This is a genomic window from Streptomyces fradiae, assembly GCF_041270065.1.
Lineage (GTDB): Bacteria > Actinomycetota > Actinomycetes > Streptomycetales > Streptomycetaceae > Streptomyces.
The window spans coordinates 3,791,587-3,812,593 of sequence record NZ_CP065958.1; the positions used below are offsets into that span (position 1 = coordinate 3,791,587).

The following is a 21,007-nucleotide window of genomic DNA, read 5'->3' on the forward strand; positions in this document are numbered from 1 at the left end:
GCTGCCGTACGGTGGGGCACATCACGAGACGAGACGTCGCGTATTGCCATCCGCGCCGGGCCCGTCCCGTGACCTGCCCTGTCGCCAAGCCCCGGGAGGTCGCCCTTGTTCCGTGCCCAACTCACCGACGTCACCAAGCGCTACGACGACCGGGACGTCCACGACCGGCTCGTCCTCGACCGGGTCACCCTCACCGTCCGCGCCGGCGAACGCGTCGGCGTCGTCGGGGACAACGGCTCCGGCAAGTCCACCCTCCTGCGGCTGCTCGCCGGCCTGGAGGCCCCCGACAGCGGCACCGTCACCGTCGAGTCCCCCGGCGGCGTCGGGCACCTCGCCCAGACCCTGGACCTGCCCGGCACCGCCACCGTCGGGGACGCGATCGACCGCGCCCTCGCCGACGTACGGGAGCTGGAGCGGCGCATCCGCGAGGCCGAGGCCGCCCTCGGAACCGGCTCATCCGGCTCGTCCAGCTCATCCGGCTCGTCCGACGGCGACCTCGACGCGTACGCCGCACTCCTCGCCGCCTACGAGGCGCGCGGCGGCGCGGACGCCGACCGGCGGGTGGAGACCGTGCTGCGGCGGCTCGGCGAACGCGCACCGCTCGCCCGTGACCGGGCCCTCGGCACCCTCTCCGGCGGGCGGCACTCCCGCCTCGCGCTCGCCGGGGTGCTCGCCTCGGACCCCGAGCTGCTGCTGCTCGACGAGCCGACGAACGACCTCGACGACGAGGCCGTGGCCTGGCTGGAGGAGCGGCTGCGGCGCCACCGCGGCACCGTGGTCGCGGTCACCCACGACCGCGCCTTCCTCGACCGGGTCACCACCGCGGTCCTGGAGGTCGACCACGAGACCCGTACGGTCCGGCGGTACGGCAACGGGTACCCGGGCTATCTCGCCGGGCGGGCCGCCGACCGGGCGCGCCGCGAGCAGGAGTACGAGGAGTGGCGGGCCGAGACCGTGCGCCACGCGGCCGTCGCCGAGACCAACAGCGGGCGGCTGGCCGCGATCCCCCGCAAGGGGCCGCGCGGCTTCAGCGGCGCGGGTGCCTTCCGGGCCCGCTCCCGTACCCATGGCGCCACGGTCCGGATCCGGGTCGCCCGCACCCGGCTCCAGGAGCTCGCCGAGCATCCGGTGCCGAGGCCGCCCGAGCCGCTGCGGTTCGCCGCCCGCATCGAGGGCGAGCCGGCCGGGCTCGCGCTCGCGGACGTACGGGTGGAGGGCCGGCTCCGGCTGGACGCCCTGCGGCTCGTGCCGGGCGAGCGGCTGCTGGTCACCGGCCCCAACGGGGCGGGGAAGAGCACCCTGCTGCGGCTGCTCGCGGGCGAACTCGCCCCCGACGCCGGCACGGTGGCGATCACCGCCGGGCCGGACCGGATCGGGCTGCTGCGGCAGGACACGGCGGGAGCCGGGGACCCGCGCACGGTGGCCGAGGCGTTCGGCGGCACCGGCCGTGAGGCGGAACTGCTCGCGCTCGGTCTGTTCACCGCCCGGGACCTCACGATGCCGGTCCGCGCGCTGTCCGCCGGACAGCGCCGGCGGCTCGAACTGGCCCGGCTGGTGACCCGGCCGGCCGACCTGCTGCTGCTCGACGAGCCCACCAACCATCTGTCGCCCGGACTGGTGGAGGAGCTGGACGCGGCCCTCGCGGGCTACTCCGGCACCCTGGTCGTGGTCAGCCACGACCGGCGGCTGCGGGCCGGGTTCCGGGGCCGGCGGCTCGACCTGGCGCCGTGGCACAGCGGGGTCGGCGAGGTCGGGGTCGGCGGGGTCAGCGCACCGTGTCCGGCGTGAACACCGGCTGCGGGGGCGGGGTGATCGTGACAACCATGACCGGCTCCGGCGGCCCGGTCGTCACGGGCACCTCGGGCGTCGGCGACGGACGGGGCGGCGCCGGCGGCGGGTTCGGGCCGGCGTAGGGGTTCTGCGGCTCCACCGCCGCCGTCTTCTTCGTCACCTTCGTCCTGCCCGTCGGGTACGGCTTCGCCGAGCGGCCGATGGTCGGCGGGGTCCGGGTGGGCGAGGGCGGCGCGCCGGTGGGCTTCGCCGAGGGCTCCTCGGAGGGGGTCGCGGACGGGGTCGGCGGGGCCGTGGGCGTCGCCGTGCTCGTCGCGCCCGGCTTCTTCCGGCCCTTGTCGTCCCCGTCCTCGTCCGGCCCCGAGCCCGAGCAGGCCCCCAGGGCCAGGCTCAGTCCGAGCACCACCGACACCGCCACCGCTCCGCGGGCACGCATGCCCACCACCCCACCCCTGGTCACGTCCTCGATCCGCACACATGTGCGGCCGGGATCGTAACGCGAGGTCGGAGGCCTCGGACCCAGGGCCCTCAGGCGTCGTCGTCGCCCTCCAGGTCGCCCTCCGTCTCCAGGAACACCCGGCGCAGCGCGGCCAGGGTCTCCGGGTCCGGCTTCTCCCACATGCCGCGGGACTCGGCCTCCAGGAGGCGTTCGGCGATGCCGTGCAGAGCCCAGGGGTTGGCCTCCTTCAGGAAGGCCTGGTTCGTCTCGTCGAGGATGTACTCCTGGGTGAGCTTGTCGTACATCCAGTCGGCGACGACCCCGGTCGTGGCGTCGTAGCCGAAGAGGTAGTCGACGGTCGCCGCCAGCTCGAACGCGCCCTTGTAGCCGTGCCGGCGCATGGCCTCGATCCAGCGCGGGTTGACCACGCGGGCGCGGAAGACCCGGGAGGTCTCCTCGACGAGGGTGCGGGTGCGGACGGTCTCGGGCCGGGTGGAGTCGCCGATGTACGCCTCGGGGGCGGTGCCGCGCAGCGCGCGGACGGTCGCCACCATGCCGCCGTGGTACTGGAAGTAGTCGTCCGAGTCGGCGATGTCGTGCTCGCGGGTGTCGGTGTTCTTCGCCGCGACCGCGATCCGCTTGTACGCCGACTCCATCTCGGCGCGCGCCGGGCGCCCTTCGAGCCCGCGCCCGTACGCGTAACCGCCCCACACCGTGTACACCTCGGCGAGGTCGGCGTCGGTGCGCCAGTCCCGCGAGTCGATCAGCTGCAGCAGACCGGCGCCATAAGTACCCGGCCGGGAGCCGAAGATGCGGGTGGTGGCGCGGCGCTCGTCGCCGTGCTCGGCGAGGTCGGCCTGGGCGTGGGCGCGCACGAAGTTGTCCTCGGCGGACTCGTCCGCCAGACCGGCGACAAGCCGCACGGCGTCGTCGAGAAGCCCGATGACGTGCGGGAACGCGTCTCGGAAGAAGCCGGAGATGCGCAGCGTCACATCGATGCGCGGGCGGCCGAGTTCGGCGAGCGGGACGGCCTCCAGACCGTTCACGCGGCGCGAGGCGTCGTCCCACAGCGGGCGGACGCCGAGCAGGGCGAGCGCCTCGGCGACGTCGTCGCCGGCGGTGCGCATCGCGCTCGTACCCCACAAGGAGAGGCCGACGGAGGTGGGCCACTCGCCGTTGTCGTCGCGGTAGCGGGTGAGCAGCGAGTCGGCGAGGGCCTGGCCGGTCTCCCAGGCGAGCCGGGAGGGCACGGCCTTGGGGTCGACGGAGTAGAAGTTGCGGCCGGTCGGCAGCACGTTGACCAGGCCGCGCAGCGGCGAGCCGGAGGGGCCGGCCGGGACGAAGCCGCCGTTCAGGGCGTGCACGGCGTGGGCGAGTTCGTCGGTGGTGGCGGCCAGGCGCGGCACCACCTGGGTGGCGGCGAACTCCAGGACGTCGGCGACGGCCCGCACGTGACCGGCGGCGACGGTCGCGACGGCGGCCGGGTCCCAGTCCGCCGCCTCCATCGCCTCGACCAGCTCACGGGCCTTCGCCTCCGCCTCGTCGGCGGTGGTGCGGGTCGCGGCCGACTCGTCCAGGCCGAGGGCCTCGCGCAGCCCGGGCAGCGCCTGCGTGCCGCCCCAGATCTGGCGGGCGCGCAGGATCGAGAGGACCAGGTTGACCCGGGCCTCGCCGGTCGGGGCGCCGCCGAGGACGTGCAGACCGTCGCGGATCTGGGCGTCCTTGACCTCGCACAGCCAGCCGTCGACGTGCAGCAGGAAGTCGTCGAAGCCGTCGTCGTCCGGCCGGTCGGCCATGCCCAGGTCGTGGTCCAGCTTGGCGGCCTGGATCAGCGTCCAGATCTGCGCGCGGATCGCCGGCAGCTTCGCCGGGTCCATGCTGCTGATCTGCGCGTACTCGTCGAGCAGCTGCTCCAGGCGCGCGATGTCGCCGTACGAGTCGGCGCGCGCCATCGGCGGCACCAAGTGGTCGACGAGCGTCGCGTGCACGCGGCGCTTGGCCTGGGTGCCCTCGCCCGGGTCGTTGACCAGGAACGGGTAGACGAGCGGCAGGTCGCCGAGGGCCGCGTCCGGGCCGCAGGCGGCGGACAGGCCGGCGTTCTTGCCCGGCAGCCACTCCAGGTTGCCGTGCTTGCCCAGGTGCACCATCGCGTCGGCGCCGAAGCCGCCGTCCTCGGCCCGGGCGGCGATCCACCGGTAGGCGGCGAGGTAGTGGTGCGAGGGCGGCAGGTCGGGGTCGTGGTAGATCGCGATCGGGTTCTCGCCGAAGCCGCGCGGCGGCTGGATGAGCACGAGCAGGTTCCCGCGGCGCAGGGCGGCGAGCACGATGTCGCCCTCGGGGTTCCGGGACCGGTCCAGGAACATCTCGCCGGGCGCCGGGCCCCAGTGCTCCTCGACCTGCGCGCGCAGTTCGGCGGGCAGCTCGGCGTACCAGCGCTTGTAGTCGGCGGCCGGGATGCGGACCGGGTTGCGGGCGAGCTGCTCCTCGGTCAGCCAGTCCTGGTCGTGGCCGCCGGCCTCGATGAGGGCGTAGATCAGCTCGTCGCCGTCGCCGGAGACCAGGCCGGGGATGTCCTCGACGGGCCCGAAGTCATAGCCCTCCGCGATCAGGCGCTTCAGGAGCTCCACGGCGGAGGCGGGGGTGTCGAGACCGACCGCGTTGCCGATCCGCGAGTGCTTGGTCGGGTACGCGGAGAGGACGAGCGCCAGCTTCTTCTCGGCGTTCGGGATGTGCCGCAGGCGCGCGTGCCGGACGGCGATCCCGGCGACGCGGGCGGCGCGCTCGGGGTCCGCCACGTACGCCGGCAGTCCGTCCTCGTCGATCTCCTTGAAGGAGAACGGCACCGTGATGAGCCGCCCGTCGAACTCGGGCACCGCGACCTGGCTGGCCGCGTCCAGCGGGGAGAGGCCCTCGTCGTTCTCCTCCCAGGCGGACCGCGACCCGGTGAGGCACAGCGCCTGCAGGATCGGCACGTCCAGCGCGGCCAGCGCACCCGCGTCCCACGCCTCCTCGTCGCCGCCCGCCTGCGCCTCGGCCGGCTTGGTGCCGCCCGCGGCGAGCACGGTGGTGACGATCGCGTCGGCGGTACGGAGGGTGTCGAGCAGCTCGTCCTCGGGGGCCCGCAGCGAGGCCACGTACAGCGGCCTGGCTTGGGCGCCCTGCGCCTCGATCGCGTCGCAGAGGGCGCCGACGAAGGCGGTGTTGCCGCTCATGTGGTGGGCGCGGTAGTAGAGCACGGCGACCGTCGGACCCTCGGTCCGGCCGGGCGTGCGGTCCAGCGCGCCCCAGGTCGGCGCGGGCGCCGGGGCCTCGAAGCCGTGGCCCGTGAGCAGCACGGTGTCGGACAGGAACCGGGCGAGCTGGGCGAGGTTCGTCGGGCCGCCGTGCGCGAGATAGGCGTGCGCCTCGGTGGCGACGCCGACCGGGACCGTGGAGGCGCCCATGAGCTGCGCGTCCGGCGCCTGTTCCCCGCTCAGCACCACCACCGGCTTCCCGGCCGCGAGCACCGCGTCCAGGCCCTCCTGCCAGGAGCGGACGCCGCCGAGGAGGCGTACGACGACGAGCTCGGCGCCGTCGAGGAGGCCGGGGAGTTCGTGCTGGGGCAGCCGGGCGGGGTTGGCGTACCGCCACTCCACGCCCTCGCCTTCGGTCGCGGCGGCGTTCGCCGCGCGGGCACTGAGCAGGTCGGTGTCGGAATGCGACAGCAGCAGGAGCATGGCGAGGCTCAGGCCTTCCTCGGGGTGTCCGCGCCCCGGGTGGTCGTTGGACGGCGGGAGTTCCTGACTCGCCGGCACCCGGGATCGCCCCGAGGCCGGCTCACAGTGGCGGGACCGCGCCGGATTCTCACCGGGCTTCCTCCCCGGGGTCCTGGGACCCCATGCCGATCTGCATCCTATGGGGTTCGTCCCGCGATGGGGTGGGGTGCTGATCACAGGGTGGGGGCGGGAAACGCGTGGGTATGCTCGCCGCCATGCCCGCCAGCCGACACACCTCGTCCGGACGCCCCGGACAGGACGAACCTCTCATACGGGACCGCGGTGACGCCTGCCCCGGGGCGCTGCGTCTGCATCGCGCCGATGACGGGTTCCTCGCCCGACTCCGGCTGCCCGGCGGGAGGTTGACGGATCATCAGGTCGAGGTGCTGGCCGCGGCCGCCGAAGAGCTGGGCGACGGCGGGATCGGGATCACCTCGCGCGGGAACGCCGAGCTGCGGGGGCTCGGGGACGGGTGCGGCGCGGAGCTGGCCGCGCGGCTGCGGCGGGGCGGGCTGTTGCCGTCCGAGACGCACGAACGGGTGCGGAATCTGGTCGCCTCGCCGGCCGCCGGGCTTGACGGACTCGGGCACGGAGACGTGCAGTTGTGGGTGCGGGAGCTCGACGGGCTGCTGTGTGCGACGCCGCGCGCCGCGGCGCTTTCGGGGCGGTTCCTGTTCGTCCTGGACGACGGGCGCGGGGACGTCGCCGGGCTCGGCGGGGATGTGACCTTGCTCGCAGCGGCGGGATCGGCGGCGGGATCAGCGGAGGGCGGGGCCGCGCTGATCCGGTGCGCCGGGCAGACCCTCCGGGTCTCCGGCGCCGACGCGCCGCGCGCCGCGCTCGCCGTCGCGCTCGCCTTCCTCGACACCGCCGAGGCGGCCGGAAACGGTGCCTGGCGGGTGCGCGAGCTGCCCGAGGGGTACGCGCCGGAGCTCGCCGCCGCCCTGAGCGCCGCCGGGATCGCCGCGGAGCCCGTACAAGATCCACAGACCCCGCAGGCCGCGCCGCTCGCCCCCGGGCCGCTCGGCGCCGACGCCCTGCATGTGCTCGCGCCGCTCGGCCGGCTCACCGCCGCCCAGGCGCGGGCCCTGCTCCCGGCCGCCGAGGTCCGGCTCACGCCCTGGCGCGGAGTGGTCCTCGCCGAACCCACGGCCACTCCGGCGGAGCTCGCCGCGCACGGGCTCGTCACCGCCCCCGACGCCCCCGCCGTCGGCGTGACCGCCTGCACCGGGCGGCCCGGCTGCGCCAAGTCACTCGCCGACGTACGGGCGGAGGCCGTCCGCGCGCCCGCCGGCCCGCTGCCCGTGCACTTCTCCGGGTGCGAGCGCCGCTGCGGCCACCCCCACGGCACGTGGGTCGACGTCCTCGCGACGGGCGCCACCGGAACCACCGGCGACGGCGCCTACCTGGTGAACGGCGCGCCCACCCCCCGTACCTCCCTCCACGAAGCCATAGCCACGGCCCGCACCACCACGAGATGAGCGAGAGCGACACGATGTTCGAGTACGAGAAGGACGGGGCGGAGATCTACCGCCGGTCCTTTGCCACGATCCGCGCCGAGGCGGACCTCGCGGGGCTGCCCGACGACGTCGCCACCGTCGCGGTGCGCATGATCCACGCGTGCGGCATGACCGACCTCGTCCGGGACCTCGCGTACTCCCCCGGCGTGGTCGCCGCCGCCCGCGCCGCGCTGCGCGCCGGCGCGCCGATCCTGTGCGACGCGCAGATGGTCGCCAGCGGCGTCACCCGCAAGCGGCTGCCCGCCGACAACGACGTGCTGTGCACCCTCTCCGACCCGGCCGTGCCGGGGCTCGCCGCCGAGCTCGGCACCACCCGCTCGGCCGCCGCCATGGAGCTGTGGCGGGACCGCCTGGAGGGCTCCGTCGTGGCCATCGGCAACGCGCCGACCGCGCTCTTCCACCTCCTGGAGATGATCGCGAAGGGCGCCGGGAAGCCGGCGGCCGTGCTCGGCATCCCGGTCGGCTTCATCGGCGCCGCCGAGTCCAAGGACGCGCTCGCCGCCAACACCCTCGGCCTGGAGTACCTGGTGGTCCGCGGCCGGCGCGGCGGCAGCGCCATGACGGCGGCCGCGCTCAACGCCCTCGCGCACGAAGCGGAGATCCAGAAGTGAGCGACATCCAGGTGGCCAAGGGCAAGCTGTACGGGGTCGGGCTCGGGCCCGGCGACCCGAACCTGATGACCGTCGCCGCCGTGAAGGCCATCGCCGGCGCCGACGTCATCGCCTACCACTCGGCCCGCCACGGCCGGTCCATCGCGCGCTCCATCGCCGCCGAGCACATCCGCGAGGACCACGTCGAGGAGCGGCTGATGTACCCGCTCACCGTGGAGACCACCGACCACCCCGGCGGCTACCGGGGCGCGCTCGACGACTTCTACGAGGAGGCCGCGGCCCGGCTCGCCGCGCACCTCGACGCCGGCCGCACCGTCGCCGTGCTCGCCGAGGGCGACCCGCTGTTCTACGGCTCGTACCAGCACATGCACAAGCGCCTCGCGGACCGTTACGACACCACCGTCATCCCCGGCGTGACGTCGGTGAGCGCCGCCGCGGCGCGGCTCGGCGAGCCGCTGTGCGAGGCCGAGGAGGTGCTGACGATCGTCCCCGGCACGCTGCCGGAGGACGAGCTGACGGCCCGGCTCGCGGGCACCGACTCGGCCGTCGTGATGAAGCTCGGCCGCACCTTCCCGACCGTGAAGCGGGCCCTGGAGCGGGCCGGGCGGATCGACGACGCGCGGTACGTGGAGCGGGCGTTCATGGCGGGCGAGCGCACCGGGCGGCTCACCGACATCGACCCGGAGTCGGTCCCGTACTTCTCGGTGGCCGTGCTGCCCTCCCGTATCGACCAGCAGGCACCCGTACGGGAGCAGGGCGAGGTCGTGGTCGTCGGCACCGGCCCGGCCGGGGCGCCCTGGCTGACCCCCGAGTCGCGCGGCGCGCTCGTCAACGCCGACGACCTCGTCGGCTACACCACCTACCTCGACCGCGTCCCGGTCCTGCGCGCCTCGCAGCGCCGCCACGGCTCCGACAACAAGGTCGAGTCGGAGCGCGCCGAGTTCGCCCTCGACCTGGCCCGGCGCGGGCGGCGCGTCGCCGTCGTGTCGGGCGGCGACCCGGGCGTCTTCGCGATGGCCACGGCCGTCCTGGAGATCGCGGCGGAGGAGCGCTACGCCGACGTGCCCGTACGGGTCCTCCCGGGGGTGACCGCCGCGAACGCCGCGGCCGCCGCCGCGGGCGCCCCGCTCGGCCACGACTACGCCACCATCTCCCTCTCCGACCGCCTCAAGCCCTGGGACGTCATCGCCGGCCGGCTGCGCGCCGCCGCCGAGGCCGACCTGGTCCTCGCGATCTACAACCCGGGCTCCAAGTCCCGTACGCACCAGGTCGCCGCGGCCCGCGAGCTGCTGCTCGAACTGCGGGCGCCGGAGACCCCGGTGGTCGTGGCGCGGGACGTCGGCGGTCCGGAGCAGTCGGTGCGCGTGCTGACCCTGAAGAGCCTGGAGCCCGCCGAGGTCGACATGCGCACGCTGCTGCTCGTCGGGTCGTCGCAGACGCAGGTCACGGAGCGCGCGGACGGCCGCACGATCACCTGGACGCCGCGGCGTTACGGGTGAAGGTGCCCAGGCCCTCGGTGTCGAGGTACTCGACGGTGAACGACTTCCCGTCCGAGGCGAAGGTGACCCCGGTGCGGCCGACGGCGTTCTCGCCGCGGGTCTCGAAGCTGAACGTGTCGCCGTCGTAGTGCGTCAGCGGATACGACTGGGACTTCGGCCCCAGGCGGAGCGTCAGGGTCCCGTCGGGGGCGGCGACGACCTCGGCGGGGCCGTAGTACGCGTTGGCGAAGCGGCCCGTGTAGGTGGCGGCGGCCTGCGCGGGGGCCGCGTCGGCGGGCGGGTGGGCGTAGTCGGTCTTCGACCGGCCGGCGTCCGCCTCCTGCTGGTAGAGCGCGTCGACGAGCGGGATCCAGTCGCGGCTGATCTCGCCGGTCTGCGCGATGTCGAAGAAGTCGAGGGCGACGGCGTCGGCGACGCCGACCGGTGAGGTGTTGGTGAGGACGACGATGCCGAGCTGTTCGCCGGGCAGCATCGTCACGTTGGTGTGCGCGCCCGAGGCGAACGCGCCGGTGTGCGAGAGGCGGAGCCGGCCCTCGTCGTCGTAACTCACGTTCCAGCCCAGGCCGTAGAAGCCGGTGCGGGCGGCGGGGGCGTGCGGCGGGTTGGAGACCGACTCGGGCCAGTGGGTGCGTTCCAGGGCCTCGGCGTCGACGATCCGCCGGCCGTCGAGCTCGCCGTTCGCGAGCTGGAGGCGCAGCCAGGTCGCCATGTCGCGGGCGGAGGAGCTGACCCCGCCGGCCGGGGACTGGGCGTCGGGGTCGCGGACGAACTCCGGTTTCCACGCGCCGTCGACCTGGACGTGGCCCCAGGCGCGGTCGGGGGAGTTCGCGTAGTCGGCGAAGCGGGAGCTGGTGGCGTCCATGCCGGCCGGCTTGTAGAGGATGTCGTCGGCCAGCTTCTCCCAGGGCACGCCCTTCTCGTCGGCGACGGCCTGGGCGGCCGCCGTCAGGCCGAAGTTGGTGTAGGCGTAGCTCGCGCGGAACGGTGCGAGGGGCTCGTGGCGCAGGTGGGACAGGATGTACGCGCGGTCGTAGCCGAGGTCTTCGAGGAGGTCCCCGGCGTGGTCGGGGAGCCCGCTGCGGTGCGAGAAGAGGTCCTCGACGGTCACGTGGGAGGTGACCCACGGGTCCTTCAGGGCGAAGCCCGGCACGTGCGGGGCGACGGGCTCGGTCCAGCCGTCGGTGCCGACGGCGCCGGCGACGATCGTCGAGGCGATCGGCTTCGAGACGGAGGCGAGCTGGAAGACGGTGTCGGCGTCGACGGCGGCCTGCTCGCCGGCCTTGCGCACGCCGTAGCCCTTGAGGTGGACGACCTTGCCCTGGTGGACGACGGCGACGGCGACGCCGGGCACGCCGGTGCGTTTCATCGCGTCCCGCACGACCCCGTCGAGCCGGCCGACGGCCCGGTTCACGTCCGCGTCGTCGAGCTGGGGCGGGGGCTGGGGTGGCGGCGGGGACGGTGGAGGCGGGGTGGGGGTCGGGGTGGGGCCGGGTGCGGCGCCGGCCAGGGTGGGGGCGGTGGCGCCGAGGAGGGCCGCGAGACCGACCGTGGCAAGCCGTCGAACGGCACTCCGGCGAGCGGTACTCCGGTGAGCGGTGCTCATTTCTCCATTGAAGGCCGCCCGGCCGCGTCTGTCGCGCTCAGGCCTTCCGGACCCAGGCCGCCGCTTCCTCGGGGGTGGCTGCCGTGGGGACCCCCTGCGGCACGGGCGGGCGGCGGACGACCACGACCGGGATGCCGGCCTCGCGGGCGGCCTGGAGCTTCGGGGCGGTCGCGGCGCCGCCGCTGTCCTTCGTGACGAGGACGTCGATGCGGTGGCGGGAGAGGATCTCGCGCTCGCCGTCGAGGCCGAACGGGCCCCGGTCCAGGAGGACTTCGGTGCGGGCCGGCATCGGGGCCTCGGGGGCGTCGACGGAGCGGACGAGGAACCACTCGGGGCGGTCGGCGAAGGCGGCGAGTCCCATCCGCCCGGTGGTGAGGAAGACCCTGTCGACCCCGTCGCCGAGCCCGTCGAGGGCGGCGGCCGCGGCCTCCAGCGAGGCCACCTCGTGCCAGTCGTCCCCCTCCACCGGGACCCAGCCGGGACGGCGCAGGGCCAGCAGGGGAACATGGGCGGTGGCGGCCGCCCCGGCCGCGTTGAAACTGATCCGCTCGGCGAAGGGATGGGTGGCGTCGATGACCGCGTCCACGGAGTGCTCGCGCAGCCACGCGGCGAGCCCGTCCGCGCCGCCGAAGCCGCCGATCCGGACCTCCCCGGCGGGCAGCCGGGGCGTTGCGACCCGCCCGGCGAGGGAGCTCGTCACGCGCACGTCGTCGTGCAGCAGCCCGGCGAGGGCGCGGGCCTCGGTCGTCCCGCCGAGAATGAGTACGTGCAGGAGAGGCCGCATGGGAGTCCGGGGGGTCCGTTCGTGAGTGCCGGCGGGCGTGCGGCCCAACTCAAGCACACCGGTCTGCGGCCCGGCTGGACGACCGGTGCCTGTGCGACGGCGGCGACGACCGCCGCGTACACGGCGCTGCTCACCGGCGAGTTCCCGGACCCGGTGACGATCACGCTGCCGAAGGGCCAGACGCCGGGGTTCGCGCTGGCGGTGGAGTCCCTGGACGGCACGGACTCGGCCACCGCCGGTGTGGTGAAGGACGCGGGCGACGACCCGGACGTCACGCACGGCGCGCTGATCCGCTCGACGGTACGGCTCCTGCCGCCCGGTTCCGGCGTCGTCTTCCGGGCGGGTCCCGGGGTCGGCACGGTCACCCTGCCCGGCCTGCCCCTGGAGGTCGGCGAACCGGCGATCAACCCGGTCCCGCGCCAGATGATGCGCGAGCACGTGGCCGAGGTCGCGGCCGCGCACGGCGGCACCGGCGACGTCGAGATCACGCTCTCCGTCGACGACGGCGCCGAGATCGCCCGCTCCACCTGGAACCCCCGGATCGGCATCCTCGGCGGCCTGTCCATCCTCGGCACCACCGGCATCGTCGTGCCCTACTCCTGCTCCGCCTGGATCGACTCGATCCGGCGCGGCGTGGACGTGGCCCGCGCCGGCGGCCTCACCCACGTCGCCGGCTGCACCGGCTCCACCTCCGAGCGCACGGTCACCGAGCTGTACGACCTGCCGGAGATCGCCCTGCTCGACATGGGCGACTTCGCGGGCGCCGTCCTCAAATACGTGCGGCGCCACCCCGTGGACCGGCTGACCATCTGCGGCGGCTTCGCCAAGCTCTCCAAACTCGCCGCCGGCCACCTCGACCTCCACTCCGCCCGCTCCCAGGTCGACAAGCCCTTCCTCGCCGCCCTCGCCCGCACGGGCGGCGCGTCCGACCCCCTGGCCGCGGAGATCGCCACCGCCAACACCGGCCTCGCCGCCCTCCGCCTCTGCGAGGCCGCCGGGGTGCCCCTGGGCGACCTCGTCGCCGCCCGCGCCCGCGACGAGGCCCTCACCGTCCTCCGCGGCGCCCCGGTCGCGGTCGACGTCATCTGCATCGACCGTGCGGGCACGGTGGTGGGCCGGTCTGAGGTGAGGGGACCGGGCGCCGCGCCCGATGCGCACGATGCGTAAAACCGCGGGACACGGGGCCGACCGGCTCCGGACAATGCCCGCATGACGACCGACTTCTCGCACAAGCCCACGCTCACCGGCGAACTCGTCGTGCTCCGCCCCGTCACCGAGGACGACGTCCCCGCGCTCCTCCCGATGCTTCAGGACCCCGAGATCGGCCGGCTCACCGGCTCCCACGCCGACTTCGAGGAGTCCGCGCTGCGCGCCTGGTACGGGTCGCGGGGTGCGCAGAGCAACCGGCTCGACCTGGCGGTGGTGGAGCGGGCGACGGGGCGGGTGGTCGGTGAGGTGGTGCTGAACGACTGGGACCAGGCCAACGAGAGCTGCAACTTCCGCATCTGCCTCGCCCCGGACGTCCTCGGCCACGGCCTCGGCACCGAGGCGACCCGGCTGATCGTCGGCTACGGCTTCGAGGCCGTGGGCCTCTACCGGGTCTCCCTTGAGGTGTACGCCTTCAACCCGCGGGCGCGCCGGGCCTACGAGAAGGCCGGCTTCCGCGCGGAGGGCGTGCTGCGCGGGGCGCTGCTGTGGGAGGGGGAGCGGGTGGACGCGACGGTGATGGCGGCGCTGGCGCCGGAGTGGGGGACTACTCGGGCCTGAGCGCTCTGCGGCGCTCGTGCTCGGCGTGGAGCTCCGCGAGCTCGGCGCGGCCTGCGGCCGGCTCGGCCTCGGTGACCGGCGGGAACGGAAGTTCCTCGTCCTGCGGATAGCCGATCTCCGCGATGTCCTCGGCGAGGTCGGCGAGCTCCAGCTCCGGGTTGAGCACCGTGACGACCTCCTGCGTCAGGGGCTCCAGCGCCAGGACGTGGCGGACGGCCGCGACGTCGACCTCCGTCTCGTAGTAGTCGGCGGCCCACTCCGCGTACGCCTCCGCCGAGCGGTCGACGAGCAGCTCGAAGAGGTGATCGGCGCCGTCCGGCTCGCCGTCGCCCCGGGCCGGGAAGTCGATGGTGCCGGTGCGCCAGGCGGCGTCGGCGGATTCACGCCAGAGGCAGGCGGTGACGGCCGGCGCCGGCTCGCCGTCCTCGGCCTCGGAGACGTACGGGCGGAAGGCCTCCGGTACGGAGTCCAGGACGCCCAGCCAGACCTCCGGGTCGTCCTGCTGCGCCCAGGGGCTCATCGGGGCCTCGTGGGCGAAGCCCTCCGCGTAGGCCCCCGCCGCCGAGAAGACGATCCGGAACTCGTCGCCCTGACCGTCCCGCATGGAGGCCAGCTCCTCGCCCTCCGCCCAGTGGGCGTCGAACGAGTAGTACCTGCCGTCCCACTCCGGGCTCAGCACGGCCTCCAGCATCGCGAGCCCCCGGCAGTGGTCGCGCAGTTCCCCGATGCCCGGCAGCGCCCGGGCCACGTCGTAGACGGTCACGGGGACATGGAAGCGCACGGCACTGACAGTCGGGCGATTCCGCATGCGGGCCCCCGCCCCCGACCCTAGGCTGGCCACGGCAGTCCCCTACGCGTTACCGGAAGAACCGAAAGGGAGTCCCATGGCGAAGCGCGGCAACAAGAAGCGGGCCCGCAAGAAGAAGAAGGCGAACCACGGCAAGCGGCCCAACGCCTGAGTCCGTCCGGCCGCGGGGGCCGCTCGCGCTTCAGCAGGTGTGGCGGTCCCGGGCCGGGTCGTAGAGGTGGCTGTCGCGGAACTCGGCGGCGGCCAGCGTGCGGCCCACGACGATCACGGCGGTCTTGGTGATGCCCGCCGCCTTCACCTGGGCGGCGATGTCCTCCAGGGTGCCGCGCAGCACCACCTCGTCCGGCCGGGACGCCATGGCGACGACGGCGGCCGGGCAGTCGGTCCCGTAGTGCGGGACGAGCTCGGCGACGATGCGGTCGACGTACCGCGCGCCGAGGTGCAGTACGAGAAGCGCGCCGCTGCGGCCCAGGGTGGCCAGGTCCTCGCCGTCCGGCATGGGGGTGGCCTGCTGGGCGATGCGGGTGAGGATGACGGTCTGGCCGACGGTCGGGACCGTCAGTTCGCGCTTGAGAGCGGCCGCGGCGGCGGCGAAGGCCGGGACGCCGGGCACGACCTCGTACGGGATGCCGGCCGCGTCCAGGCGCCGCATCTGCTCGGCCATCGCGCTGAACACGGACGGGTCGCCGGAGTGCAGCCGCGCCACGTCCTGGCCCGCCTCGTGCGCGGCGGCGATCTCCGCGACGATCCGGTCGAGGTCCAGGTTCGCCGTGTCGACCAGCTTCGCGTCCGGCGGGCACTCGGCGAGCAGCTCGCGCGGCACGAGCGAGCCCGCGTAGAGGCAGACGCCGCACTTGGCGAGGGTCCGCGCGCCGCGCAGGGTGATCAGGTCGGCCGCGCCGGGGCCCGCGCCGATGAAGTAGACGGTCATTCCTCTGTACAACCCTTCGTTACGGACCACTGGGTGACCGGCATGGCCTGGCGCCAGCCGGTGAAGCCGCCGACCGGCACGGCGGCGGCGACCGCGAGCCGGATCAGTTCGCCGCCGTGGCGGCCGTACCACCGGGCGAGCAGCGCCTCGGACTCCAGGGTCACGGTGTTGGCGACGAGCCGGCCGCCGGCCGGGAGCGCGTCCCAGCAGGCGTCGAGCAGGCCGGGGGCGGTGAGTCCGCCGCCGATGAAGATCGCGTCGGGGACCGGAAGGTCCGCGAGGGCGGCCGGCGCGGGGCCGGTGACCACCTTCAGGCCCGGTACGCCGAGGGCGGCCGCGTTGCGGGAGATCCGCGCCGCCCGCTGTTCCGACTTCTCCACGGCGACGGCCCGGCAGGCGCGGTGTGCCCGCATCCATTCGATGCCGATGGAGCCGGAGCCGCCGCCGACGTCCCAGAGGAGTTCGCCGGGCGCGGGCGCGAGCGCGGCGAGGGTCGCGGCGCGCACGTACCGCTTGGTGAGCTGGCCGTCGTGCTCGTACGCCTCGTCGGGCAGGCCGGGGGTGAGGGCGAGCCGCGGGGCGGTGGCGGCCGGGTCGCGCAGGCAGTGGAGCGCGAGGACGTGGAGGGCGTCGGTCCGCTCGTACGGCCAGTCGGCGGCGGTGCCGTCGAGGACCCGCTCGGCCGGGCCGCCGAGCTGCTCCAGGACCCGGATCCGGGTGCCGCCCCAGCCGCGCTCGCGCAGCAGCGCGGCGACCCGCGCGGGGCTCTCGGGCCCCTCGCCGAGGACGAGGAGCCGCCGCCCGTCGTGGAGGGCGGCGGTGAGCGCGTCGAGCGGACGGGCGACGAGCGAGACCGTCTCGGTGTGCTCCAGGGCCCAGCCGAGGCGGGCGCAGGCGTACGAGACGGAGGACGGGTGCGGCAGGACGCGGAGCCGGTCGGGGCCGACGGTCTCCGCGAGGGTGCGCCCGATTCCGTAGAACATGGGGTCCCCGCTGGCCAGGACGGCGACGGCGCGGCCCTGGTGGGCGGCGAGCAGGCCGGGGATCGCGGGGCGCAGCGGGCTCGGCCAGGGGACGCGCTCGCCCGGGCACTCGGCGGACGGCAGCAGGTCGAGCTGGCGGGGGCCGCCGATCAGGACGTCGGCGGCGCGGAGGGTGCGGCGGGAGGCCTCGGGGAGCCCGTCCCAGCCGTCCGCGCCGATCCCGACGACCGATATGGCGGGCACCGATGTCGCAGCGTTCACGTCGGCGACTCTACGTGAGCCCTGCCGGTCGGCCGCTACGCGGTGTGGGTCACTCGCGGGTCACTTCGGGGCGTGCTCGCCCACGTAGAAGAGCAGCCAGATGAAGCCGGCGAGGGCGTGGGTCACGAACACGTAGATGAAGACGCGGAGCATCACGCCCCGCTCTTTCCACCGTTCCAGATCGAAGTCCGCCATGCCCACCAGAGTACGGGTGAATTGCGGGGGAATAGGGCGGCGGGTGGCGCCGTTGAGCGAGACAGTTTAAAATTCAACCAATAGCGATCCAATGTGATCAGCAGCGGACCCCGCGAGAGGTGAGCACGATGCAGTTCGGGATCTTCACCGTCGGTGACGTGACGACCGACCCCACCACCGGCCGCACCCCCACCGAGCACGAGCGGATCAAGAACACCGTCGCCATCGCGCTCAAGGCCGAAGAGGTCGGGCTCGACGTCTTCGCGACCGGCGAGCACCACAACCCGCCGTTCGTGCCGTCCTCCCCGACCACGCTCCTCGGGCACATCGCGGCCCGCACGGAGAACCTGATCCTCTCCACCTCCACGACCCTGATCACCACCAACGACCCGGTGAAGATCGCCGAGGACTACGCGACCCTGCAGCACCTCGCCGACGGCCGCGTCGACCTGATGATGGGCCGCGGCAACACCGGCCCGGTCTATCCGTGGTTCGGGCAGGACATCCGCCAGGGCATCCCGCTCGCCATCGAGAACTACGCGCTGCTCCACAAGCTGTGGAGGGAGGACGTGGTCGACTGGGAGGGCAAGTTCCGCAGCGCGCTCCAGGGCTTCACGGCCACCCCGCGCCCGCTCGACGGCGTCCCGCCGTTCGTCTGGCACGGCTCCATCCGCTCGCCCGAGATCGCCGAGCAGGCGGCCTACTACGGTGACGGCTTCTTCGCCAACCACATCTTCTGGCCGAAGCAGCACACCGAGAAGATGATCCGGCTCTACCGCCAGCGCTACGCCCACTACGGGCACGGCACGCCCGAGCAGGCGATCGTCGGGCTCGGCGGGCAGGTCTTCATGCGGAAGAACTCGCAGGACGCGGTACGGGAGTTCCGCCCGTACTTCGACAACGCGCCGGTCTACGGCCACGGGCCGTCCCTGGAGGAGTTCAGCCGCGAGACCCCGCTGACCGTCGGCTCGCCGCAGGAGGTCATCGAACGCACCCTGTCCTTCCGCGACTACGTCGGCGACTACCAGCGCCAGCTGTTCCTGATCGACCACGCCGGACTGCCCCTGAAGACCGTCCTGGAGCAGCTCGACATCCTCGGCGAGGAGGTCGTGCCGGTGCTGCGCAAGGAGTTCGAGAACCTGCGCCCGGCCGACGTCCCCGCCACCGCCCCGCTCCACCCGGCCGTCCAGCAGGCCCAGAACCAGGAGGTCTGACCGTGCGTACGTTGAAGCTGGTCGCCGTCTCCGCCGGCCTCAGCAGCCCGTCCTCGACCCGGCTGCTCGCCGACCGGCTCCTCCAGGCGGCCCGCTACCGGCTCGCCGAGCAGGAGTACGCCGTCGACGTCGAGGTGGTCGAACTGCGCGACCTGGCCGTCGACATCGCGAAGAACTTCGTGACGGGCTTCCCCTCCGAGAAGCTCCAGGAGACGCTCGACAAGGTCACGGGCGCGGACGGGGTCATCGCCGTCACCCCGGTCTTCACGGCCTCGTACAGCGGTCTCTTCAAGTCCTTCTTCGACCTGCTCGACCCGACCGCCCTGACCGGCACCCCGGTCCTCCTCGGCGCGACCGGCGGCACCGCCCGCCACTCGCTGGTCCTGGACCACGCCCTGCGCCCGCTCTTCGCGTACCTCCGCGCCTTCGTCGCCCCGACCGCCGTCTACGCGGCCTCGGAGGACTGGGGCACGGGCGGCGACGAATACACCGAGGGCCTCCCGAACCGCATCAACCGGGCGGGCGCCGAATTCGCCGAACTGATCGCGGGCCGGCCGGAACGGGCGGCGGCAGAGGACGAGGTCGTGCCGTTCGAGCAGCAGTTGGCGGGGCTGGCGGATCTGCGCCTGGACTAGGGCCTGTCCGGCGGATCAGGGTCGGACAGACCCCGGGCCTGGTCGACCAGGCCCGGACCTCGCGATCCGATCACAGGAAAGTGCACACTTCTGTAAGGTGGTGAGCATGACGGAGACCACCTACTCGATCGTCGAGGCCCGCGCCCGGCTCGGTGCCATCGCCCGCGAGGTCAGCGCCACCCGCGAGCCGGTCGCCATCACCGACCACGGACACATCATCGCCATACTGATCAGCCCCGCCGACGCTCTTGAGCTCCAGGAGATGCGAGCGCTGGCCGCTTACCGGGCGCGGCGAGAGCGCGGCGAGTCCGCCGGCATCCCGCACGACGAGGCACTTCGCCGCGTCTTCGGCGGAGATGAGGCGTGACGTACCAGGTCATCTGGGAGCCCGAGGCCCTCGTCCAGGCGGAGCGGTTCGCCAAGGACGACCCCCACGGGGTGCGCCAGGTCTTCGCCGCCGTCGACCGCCTGGCAGACGATCCCCGCCCCGACGGCTCGTTCGGAAGTTCCGAGATCCTGCGCATCCACGTCGGGATCTACCGCGTCCTGTACGAGATCAGTGACCTGCAGGTCCGGGTCAGTGTGATCCACCTCGGCCGCCTGCGCCGAGGGGGCGGTACGGGGTGGGCGGCGAGAGACCCCTACTGATCCACGGCGTCGGCGACGACGCACGCCACGTTGTCCGGGGCGCCCCGGTCGCGGGCCCGGGCGACGAGGTCACGGGCGGTGGCCGCCGGGTCGGCGCCCCGGGTGAGGGCGGGGGCGAGCTCCTGCTCCGGGACCACGGCCGAGAGGCCGTCCGTGCAGAGCAGCAGGCGGTCGCCCGGGCGGAGTTCGTGGAGGGCCAGCTGCGGTTCCGGCGGTACGGCCGCGCCGTCGAGGGCCTTCAGGAGCAGCGCCCGGTCCGGGCGGGCGGCCGCCTCCGCCGGCGAGAGCTCGCCCGCGTCGACGAGGACCTGGACCACGGTGTGGTCCCGGGTGAGCGGGCGCAGGGCGCCGTCCCGGAGCAGGTACGCCCGGGAGTCGCCCACGTGGGCGAGCGCGAGCCGGTTCCCGGCGAGGAGGGCGGCGGTGAGGGTGGTGCCTCCCGCACCCCGGCGGGGGCGGTGCCGGGGTTCGCCACCCCCGTGTGGGCATTCGTCCCGCTGGGGCTGGGGGTCCCCCCGGCGAAGCCAGGGGGAGGGTGGGCACACGGGACGGCGCCCATGCGGGCGCGCTCCGCACCCGGGCCTACCCGCACCACGAGCGCGGCGCCCTCGGGCTGAACGTCCAGGCGCGGAAGCCTAGGCCCGGCAAGGGGCGCCGTCCGTTGTGCCCACCCACCCTCCCCCGACGGCTTCGCCCTGGGGGGACCCCCAGCCCCTGCGGAACGTATGCCCACAACGGAGGTGGCACGGGGCGCCGCCCCGACGGGGCGAAGGGCCACAACGGAGGCGGCACGGATCGCCCTGGCCGCACCGCCGGATCCGTCTCGTACCGCGCGCAGACCCGCCCGATCTCGGCCAGCGGCATGCCGATCCGCCGCAGCCAGCCCACCAGACGGGCCCGCTCCACCTGCTCGCCGGCGTAGTACCGGTAGCCGGAGAACGGATCGACGCGGGCCGGCCGCAGCAGGCCCAGTTCGTCGTAGCGGCGCAGGGCCTTGGGCGTGAGGCCCGTCGCGCGGGCGAAGTCGCCGATCGTGAGCAGCGCGTCCATGGTCCCCAGCCTCCCCGAAGCCCGAAGCCTCCCTGTACCGGACCCCGTGGCCCGGCATCCGCCACGGTGGGCCTTCCCCGTGGGGGAAGGTCAACGGGCGGCCCGCAACCGCCCGACGCATGATGGCGGGCATGGACATCAAGCTGGAGCTGATCGGCGTTCCCGTCACCGACATCGACCGCGCCAAGGCCTTCTACGAACGGGTCGGCTTCCACGCCGACCACGACGTGACCGTCAGCGAGGAGATCCGCTTCGTCCAGATGACCCCGCCCGGCTCGGCCTGCTCGATCGCCTTCGGCAAGGGCATCACCGAGATGACCCCGGGCTCCCTGGACAACATGCAGGTCGTCGTCACCGACATCGAGGAGGCACACGCCGACCTCACCGGCCGCGGCATCGACGTGAGCCCGATCGACGACCAGCCGTGGGGCTCCTTCGTCTACTTCGCCGACCCGGACGGCAACCGCTGGGCGGTGCAGCAGACCAAGCCCCGCGGGCAGTAGGAGAAGTTAC

General features: G+C 74.2%; 22 protein-coding genes and 1 riboswitch. Of the genes, 12 read left to right on the forward strand and 10 right to left on the reverse strand.

What is annotated here, in order from left to right; all coding sequences use genetic code 11:
• Positions 1 to 105: 105 nt before the first annotated feature.
• The gene (locus JAO84_RS17180) at positions 106 to 1,788 is read left to right on the forward strand and encodes an ABC-F family ATP-binding cassette domain-containing protein (RefSeq protein ID WP_370413680.1); all 1,683 of its coding nucleotides are present in this window, start codon (positions 106 to 108) and stop codon (positions 1,786 to 1,788) included.
• Here JAO84_RS17180 and JAO84_RS17185 read toward each other — a convergent pair.
• A complete protein-coding gene (locus JAO84_RS17185) occupies positions 1,766 to 2,227 on the reverse strand; it encodes a hypothetical protein (RefSeq protein WP_370413681.1) in 462 nt (153 codons plus the stop codon). The two genes, JAO84_RS17180 and JAO84_RS17185, sit on opposite strands and share 23 nt — an antisense overlap.
• A gap of 92 nt (positions 2,228 to 2,319) precedes the next feature.
• Positions 2,320 to 5,946 (reverse strand): cobaltochelatase subunit CobN, encoded by a 3,627-nt coding sequence (cobN, locus tag JAO84_RS17190; protein ID WP_370416788.1) that lies wholly within the window; start codon positions 5,944 to 5,946, stop codon positions 2,320 to 2,322.
• A 38-nt stretch (positions 5,947 to 5,984) separates the two neighbouring features.
• Positions 5,985 to 6,124: riboswitch (cobalamin riboswitch) on the reverse strand.
• A gap of 64 nt (positions 6,125 to 6,188) precedes the next feature.
• On the opposite strand from cobN, the gene JAO84_RS17195 reads away from it, so the two are divergent.
• The 3 genes from JAO84_RS17195 (at position 6,189) to cobJ (ending at position 9,615) form a co-directional block, all read left to right on the forward strand.
• Positions 6,189 to 7,466 (forward strand): cobalamin biosynthesis protein CobG, encoded by a 1,278-nt coding sequence (locus JAO84_RS17195; protein ID WP_370416789.1) that lies wholly within the window; start codon positions 6,189 to 6,191, stop codon positions 7,464 to 7,466.
• Positions 7,463 to 8,116, forward strand: a complete 654-nt coding sequence (locus JAO84_RS17200) for a precorrin-8X methylmutase (RefSeq protein ID WP_265865113.1) — start codon at positions 7,463 to 7,465, stop codon at positions 8,114 to 8,116. Before JAO84_RS17195 ends, JAO84_RS17200 begins: the two co-directional genes overlap by 4 nt.
• A 65-nt stretch (positions 8,117 to 8,181) precedes the next feature.
• Positions 8,182 to 9,615, forward strand: a complete 1,434-nt coding sequence (gene cobJ / locus JAO84_RS17205; protein WP_370416790.1) for a precorrin-3B C(17)-methyltransferase — start codon at positions 8,182 to 8,184, stop codon at positions 9,613 to 9,615.
• On the opposite strand, the gene JAO84_RS17210 is transcribed toward cobJ, so the two are convergent.
• Positions 9,587 to 11,218 carry a serine hydrolase gene (locus JAO84_RS17210; RefSeq protein WP_370413682.1) on the reverse strand — a complete coding sequence of 544 codons (1,632 nt, stop codon included), beginning with the start codon at positions 11,216 to 11,218 and terminating at the stop codon, positions 9,587 to 9,589. The two genes, cobJ and JAO84_RS17210, sit on opposite strands and share 29 nt — an antisense overlap.
• A gap of 37 nt (positions 11,219 to 11,255) precedes the next feature.
• Complete coding sequence (locus JAO84_RS17215; protein WP_370416791.1) at positions 11,256 to 11,990, reverse strand: cobalt-precorrin-6A reductase; 735 nt, start codon at positions 11,988 to 11,990, stop codon at positions 11,256 to 11,258.
• A 33-nt stretch (positions 11,991 to 12,023) separates the two neighbouring features.
• Between JAO84_RS17215 and JAO84_RS17220 the strand changes: the two genes are divergently transcribed.
• Entirely contained in the window at positions 12,024 to 13,169 is a 1,146-nt protein-coding gene (locus tag JAO84_RS17220; protein WP_370413683.1) for a cobalt-precorrin-5B (C(1))-methyltransferase, read from the forward strand.
• Between the two features lie 42 nt (positions 13,170 to 13,211).
• Positions 13,212 to 13,769: a GNAT family N-acetyltransferase gene (locus JAO84_RS17225; RefSeq protein ID WP_370413684.1), complete on the forward strand. Its 558-nt coding sequence runs from the start codon at positions 13,212 to 13,214 to the stop codon at positions 13,767 to 13,769.
• Here the strand turns inward: JAO84_RS17225 and JAO84_RS17230 are convergent.
• A complete protein-coding gene (locus JAO84_RS17230; RefSeq protein WP_370413685.1) occupies positions 13,756 to 14,532 on the reverse strand; it encodes a hypothetical protein in 777 nt (258 codons plus the stop codon). The two genes, JAO84_RS17225 and JAO84_RS17230, sit on opposite strands and share 14 nt — an antisense overlap.
• A gap of 121 nt (positions 14,533 to 14,653) precedes the next feature.
• Here JAO84_RS17230 and JAO84_RS17235 point away from each other — a divergent pair, with 121 nt between their 5' ends.
• Complete coding sequence (locus tag JAO84_RS17235; RefSeq protein ID WP_099895366.1) at positions 14,654 to 14,728, forward strand: 50S ribosomal protein bL37; 75 nt, start codon at positions 14,654 to 14,656, stop codon at positions 14,726 to 14,728.
• 30 nt (positions 14,729 to 14,758) lie between these two features.
• Here the strand turns inward: JAO84_RS17235 and cobM are convergent, their stop codons facing one another.
• From cobM to JAO84_RS17250, 3 genes are read right to left on the reverse strand one after another with little or no spacing between them, the layout of a single operon-like run.
• A complete protein-coding gene (gene cobM, locus JAO84_RS17240; RefSeq protein WP_265865108.1) occupies positions 14,759 to 15,508 on the reverse strand; it encodes a precorrin-4 C(11)-methyltransferase in 750 nt (249 codons plus the stop codon).
• On the reverse strand, positions 15,505 to 16,752 hold the full coding sequence (gene cbiE / locus JAO84_RS17245) for a precorrin-6y C5,15-methyltransferase (decarboxylating) subunit CbiE (protein ID WP_370413686.1): 1,248 nt from the start codon (positions 16,750 to 16,752) through the stop codon (positions 15,505 to 15,507). Before cbiE ends, cobM begins: the two co-directional genes overlap by 4 nt.
• Before the next feature lie 60 nt (positions 16,753 to 16,812).
• Complete coding sequence (locus JAO84_RS17250; RefSeq protein WP_362526901.1) at positions 16,813 to 16,947, reverse strand: DUF6126 family protein; 135 nt, start codon at positions 16,945 to 16,947, stop codon at positions 16,813 to 16,815.
• Between the two features lie 128 nt (positions 16,948 to 17,075).
• Between JAO84_RS17250 and JAO84_RS17255 the strand changes: the two genes are divergently transcribed.
• The 4 genes from JAO84_RS17255 to JAO84_RS17270 all read left to right on the forward strand — a co-directional run bounded on the left by JAO84_RS17255 (position 17,076) and on the right by JAO84_RS17270 (position 19,444).
• Positions 17,076 to 18,161, forward strand: coding sequence for an LLM class flavin-dependent oxidoreductase (locus JAO84_RS17255; protein ID WP_370413687.1), 1,086 nt, complete (start codon positions 17,076 to 17,078; stop codon positions 18,159 to 18,161).
• 2 nt (positions 18,162 to 18,163) lie between these two features.
• Positions 18,164 to 18,796: an FMN reductase gene (locus tag JAO84_RS17260; RefSeq protein WP_370413688.1), complete on the forward strand. Its 633-nt coding sequence runs from the start codon at positions 18,164 to 18,166 to the stop codon at positions 18,794 to 18,796.
• A gap of 106 nt (positions 18,797 to 18,902) precedes the next feature.
• Entirely contained in the window at positions 18,903 to 19,163 is a 261-nt protein-coding gene (locus JAO84_RS17265) for a type II toxin-antitoxin system Phd/YefM family antitoxin (RefSeq protein WP_370413689.1), read from the forward strand.
• Positions 19,160 to 19,444 (forward strand): type II toxin-antitoxin system RelE/ParE family toxin, encoded by a 285-nt coding sequence (locus JAO84_RS17270; RefSeq protein ID WP_370413690.1) that lies wholly within the window; start codon positions 19,160 to 19,162, stop codon positions 19,442 to 19,444. Before JAO84_RS17265 ends, JAO84_RS17270 begins: the two co-directional genes overlap by 4 nt.
• Here the strand turns inward: JAO84_RS17270 and JAO84_RS17275 are convergent.
• Together JAO84_RS17275 and JAO84_RS17280 are read right to left on the reverse strand one after the other, a co-directional pair.
• Entirely contained in the window at positions 19,438 to 19,989 is a 552-nt protein-coding gene (locus tag JAO84_RS17275; RefSeq protein ID WP_370413691.1) for a PP2C family serine/threonine-protein phosphatase, read from the reverse strand. The genes JAO84_RS17270 and JAO84_RS17275 overlap by 7 nt on opposite strands.
• 37 nt (positions 19,990 to 20,026) lie before the next feature.
• Positions 20,027 to 20,494 carry a helix-turn-helix domain-containing protein gene (locus tag JAO84_RS17280; RefSeq protein ID WP_370413692.1) on the reverse strand — a complete coding sequence of 156 codons (468 nt, stop codon included), beginning with the start codon at positions 20,492 to 20,494 and terminating at the stop codon, positions 20,027 to 20,029.
• A gap of 131 nt (positions 20,495 to 20,625) precedes the next feature.
• Between JAO84_RS17280 and JAO84_RS17285 the strand changes: the two genes are divergently transcribed.
• Complete coding sequence (locus tag JAO84_RS17285; RefSeq protein WP_370413693.1) at positions 20,626 to 20,997, forward strand: VOC family protein; 372 nt, start codon at positions 20,626 to 20,628, stop codon at positions 20,995 to 20,997.
• The last annotated feature ends 10 nt before the right edge of the window (positions 20,998 to 21,007 follow it).

Bases quoted from the DNA above. Each gene is read 5' to 3' on its own strand.
- JAO84_RS17185 (WP_370413681.1), bottom strand. From the start codon at position 2,227: ATGCGTGCCCGCGGAGCGGTGGCGGTGTCGGTGGTGCTCGGACTGAGC.
- cobN (WP_370416788.1), bottom strand. From the start codon at position 5,946: ATGCTCCTGCTGCTGTCGCATTCCGACACCGACCTGCTCAGTGCCCGC.
- JAO84_RS17195 (WP_370416789.1), top strand. From the start codon at position 6,189: ATGCTCGCCGCCATGCCCGCCAGCCGACACACCTCGTCCGGACGCCCC.
- JAO84_RS17200 (WP_265865113.1), top strand. From the start codon at position 7,463: ATGAGCGAGAGCGACACGATGTTCGAGTACGAGAAGGACGGGGCGGAG.
- cobJ (WP_370416790.1), top strand. From the start codon at position 8,182: ATGACCGTCGCCGCCGTGAAGGCCATCGCCGGCGCCGACGTCATCGCC.
- JAO84_RS17210 (WP_370413682.1), bottom strand. From the start codon at position 11,218: ATGAGCACCGCTCACCGGAGTACCGCTCGCCGGAGTGCCGTTCGACGG.
- JAO84_RS17225 (WP_370413684.1), top strand. From the start codon at position 13,212: ATGACGACCGACTTCTCGCACAAGCCCACGCTCACCGGCGAACTCGTC.
- cobM (WP_265865108.1), bottom strand. From the start codon at position 15,508: ATGACCGTCTACTTCATCGGCGCGGGCCCCGGCGCGGCCGACCTGATC.
- JAO84_RS17250 (WP_362526901.1), bottom strand. From the start codon at position 16,947: ATGGCGGACTTCGATCTGGAACGGTGGAAAGAGCGGGGCGTGATGCTC.
- JAO84_RS17255 (WP_370413687.1), top strand. From the start codon at position 17,076: ATGCAGTTCGGGATCTTCACCGTCGGTGACGTGACGACCGACCCCACC.
- JAO84_RS17265 (WP_370413689.1), top strand. From the start codon at position 18,903: ATGACGGAGACCACCTACTCGATCGTCGAGGCCCGCGCCCGGCTCGGT.
- JAO84_RS17280 (WP_370413692.1), bottom strand. From the start codon at position 20,494: ATGGACGCGCTGCTCACGATCGGCGACTTCGCCCGCGCGACGGGCCTC.
- JAO84_RS17285 (WP_370413693.1), top strand. From the start codon at position 20,626: ATGGACATCAAGCTGGAGCTGATCGGCGTTCCCGTCACCGACATCGAC.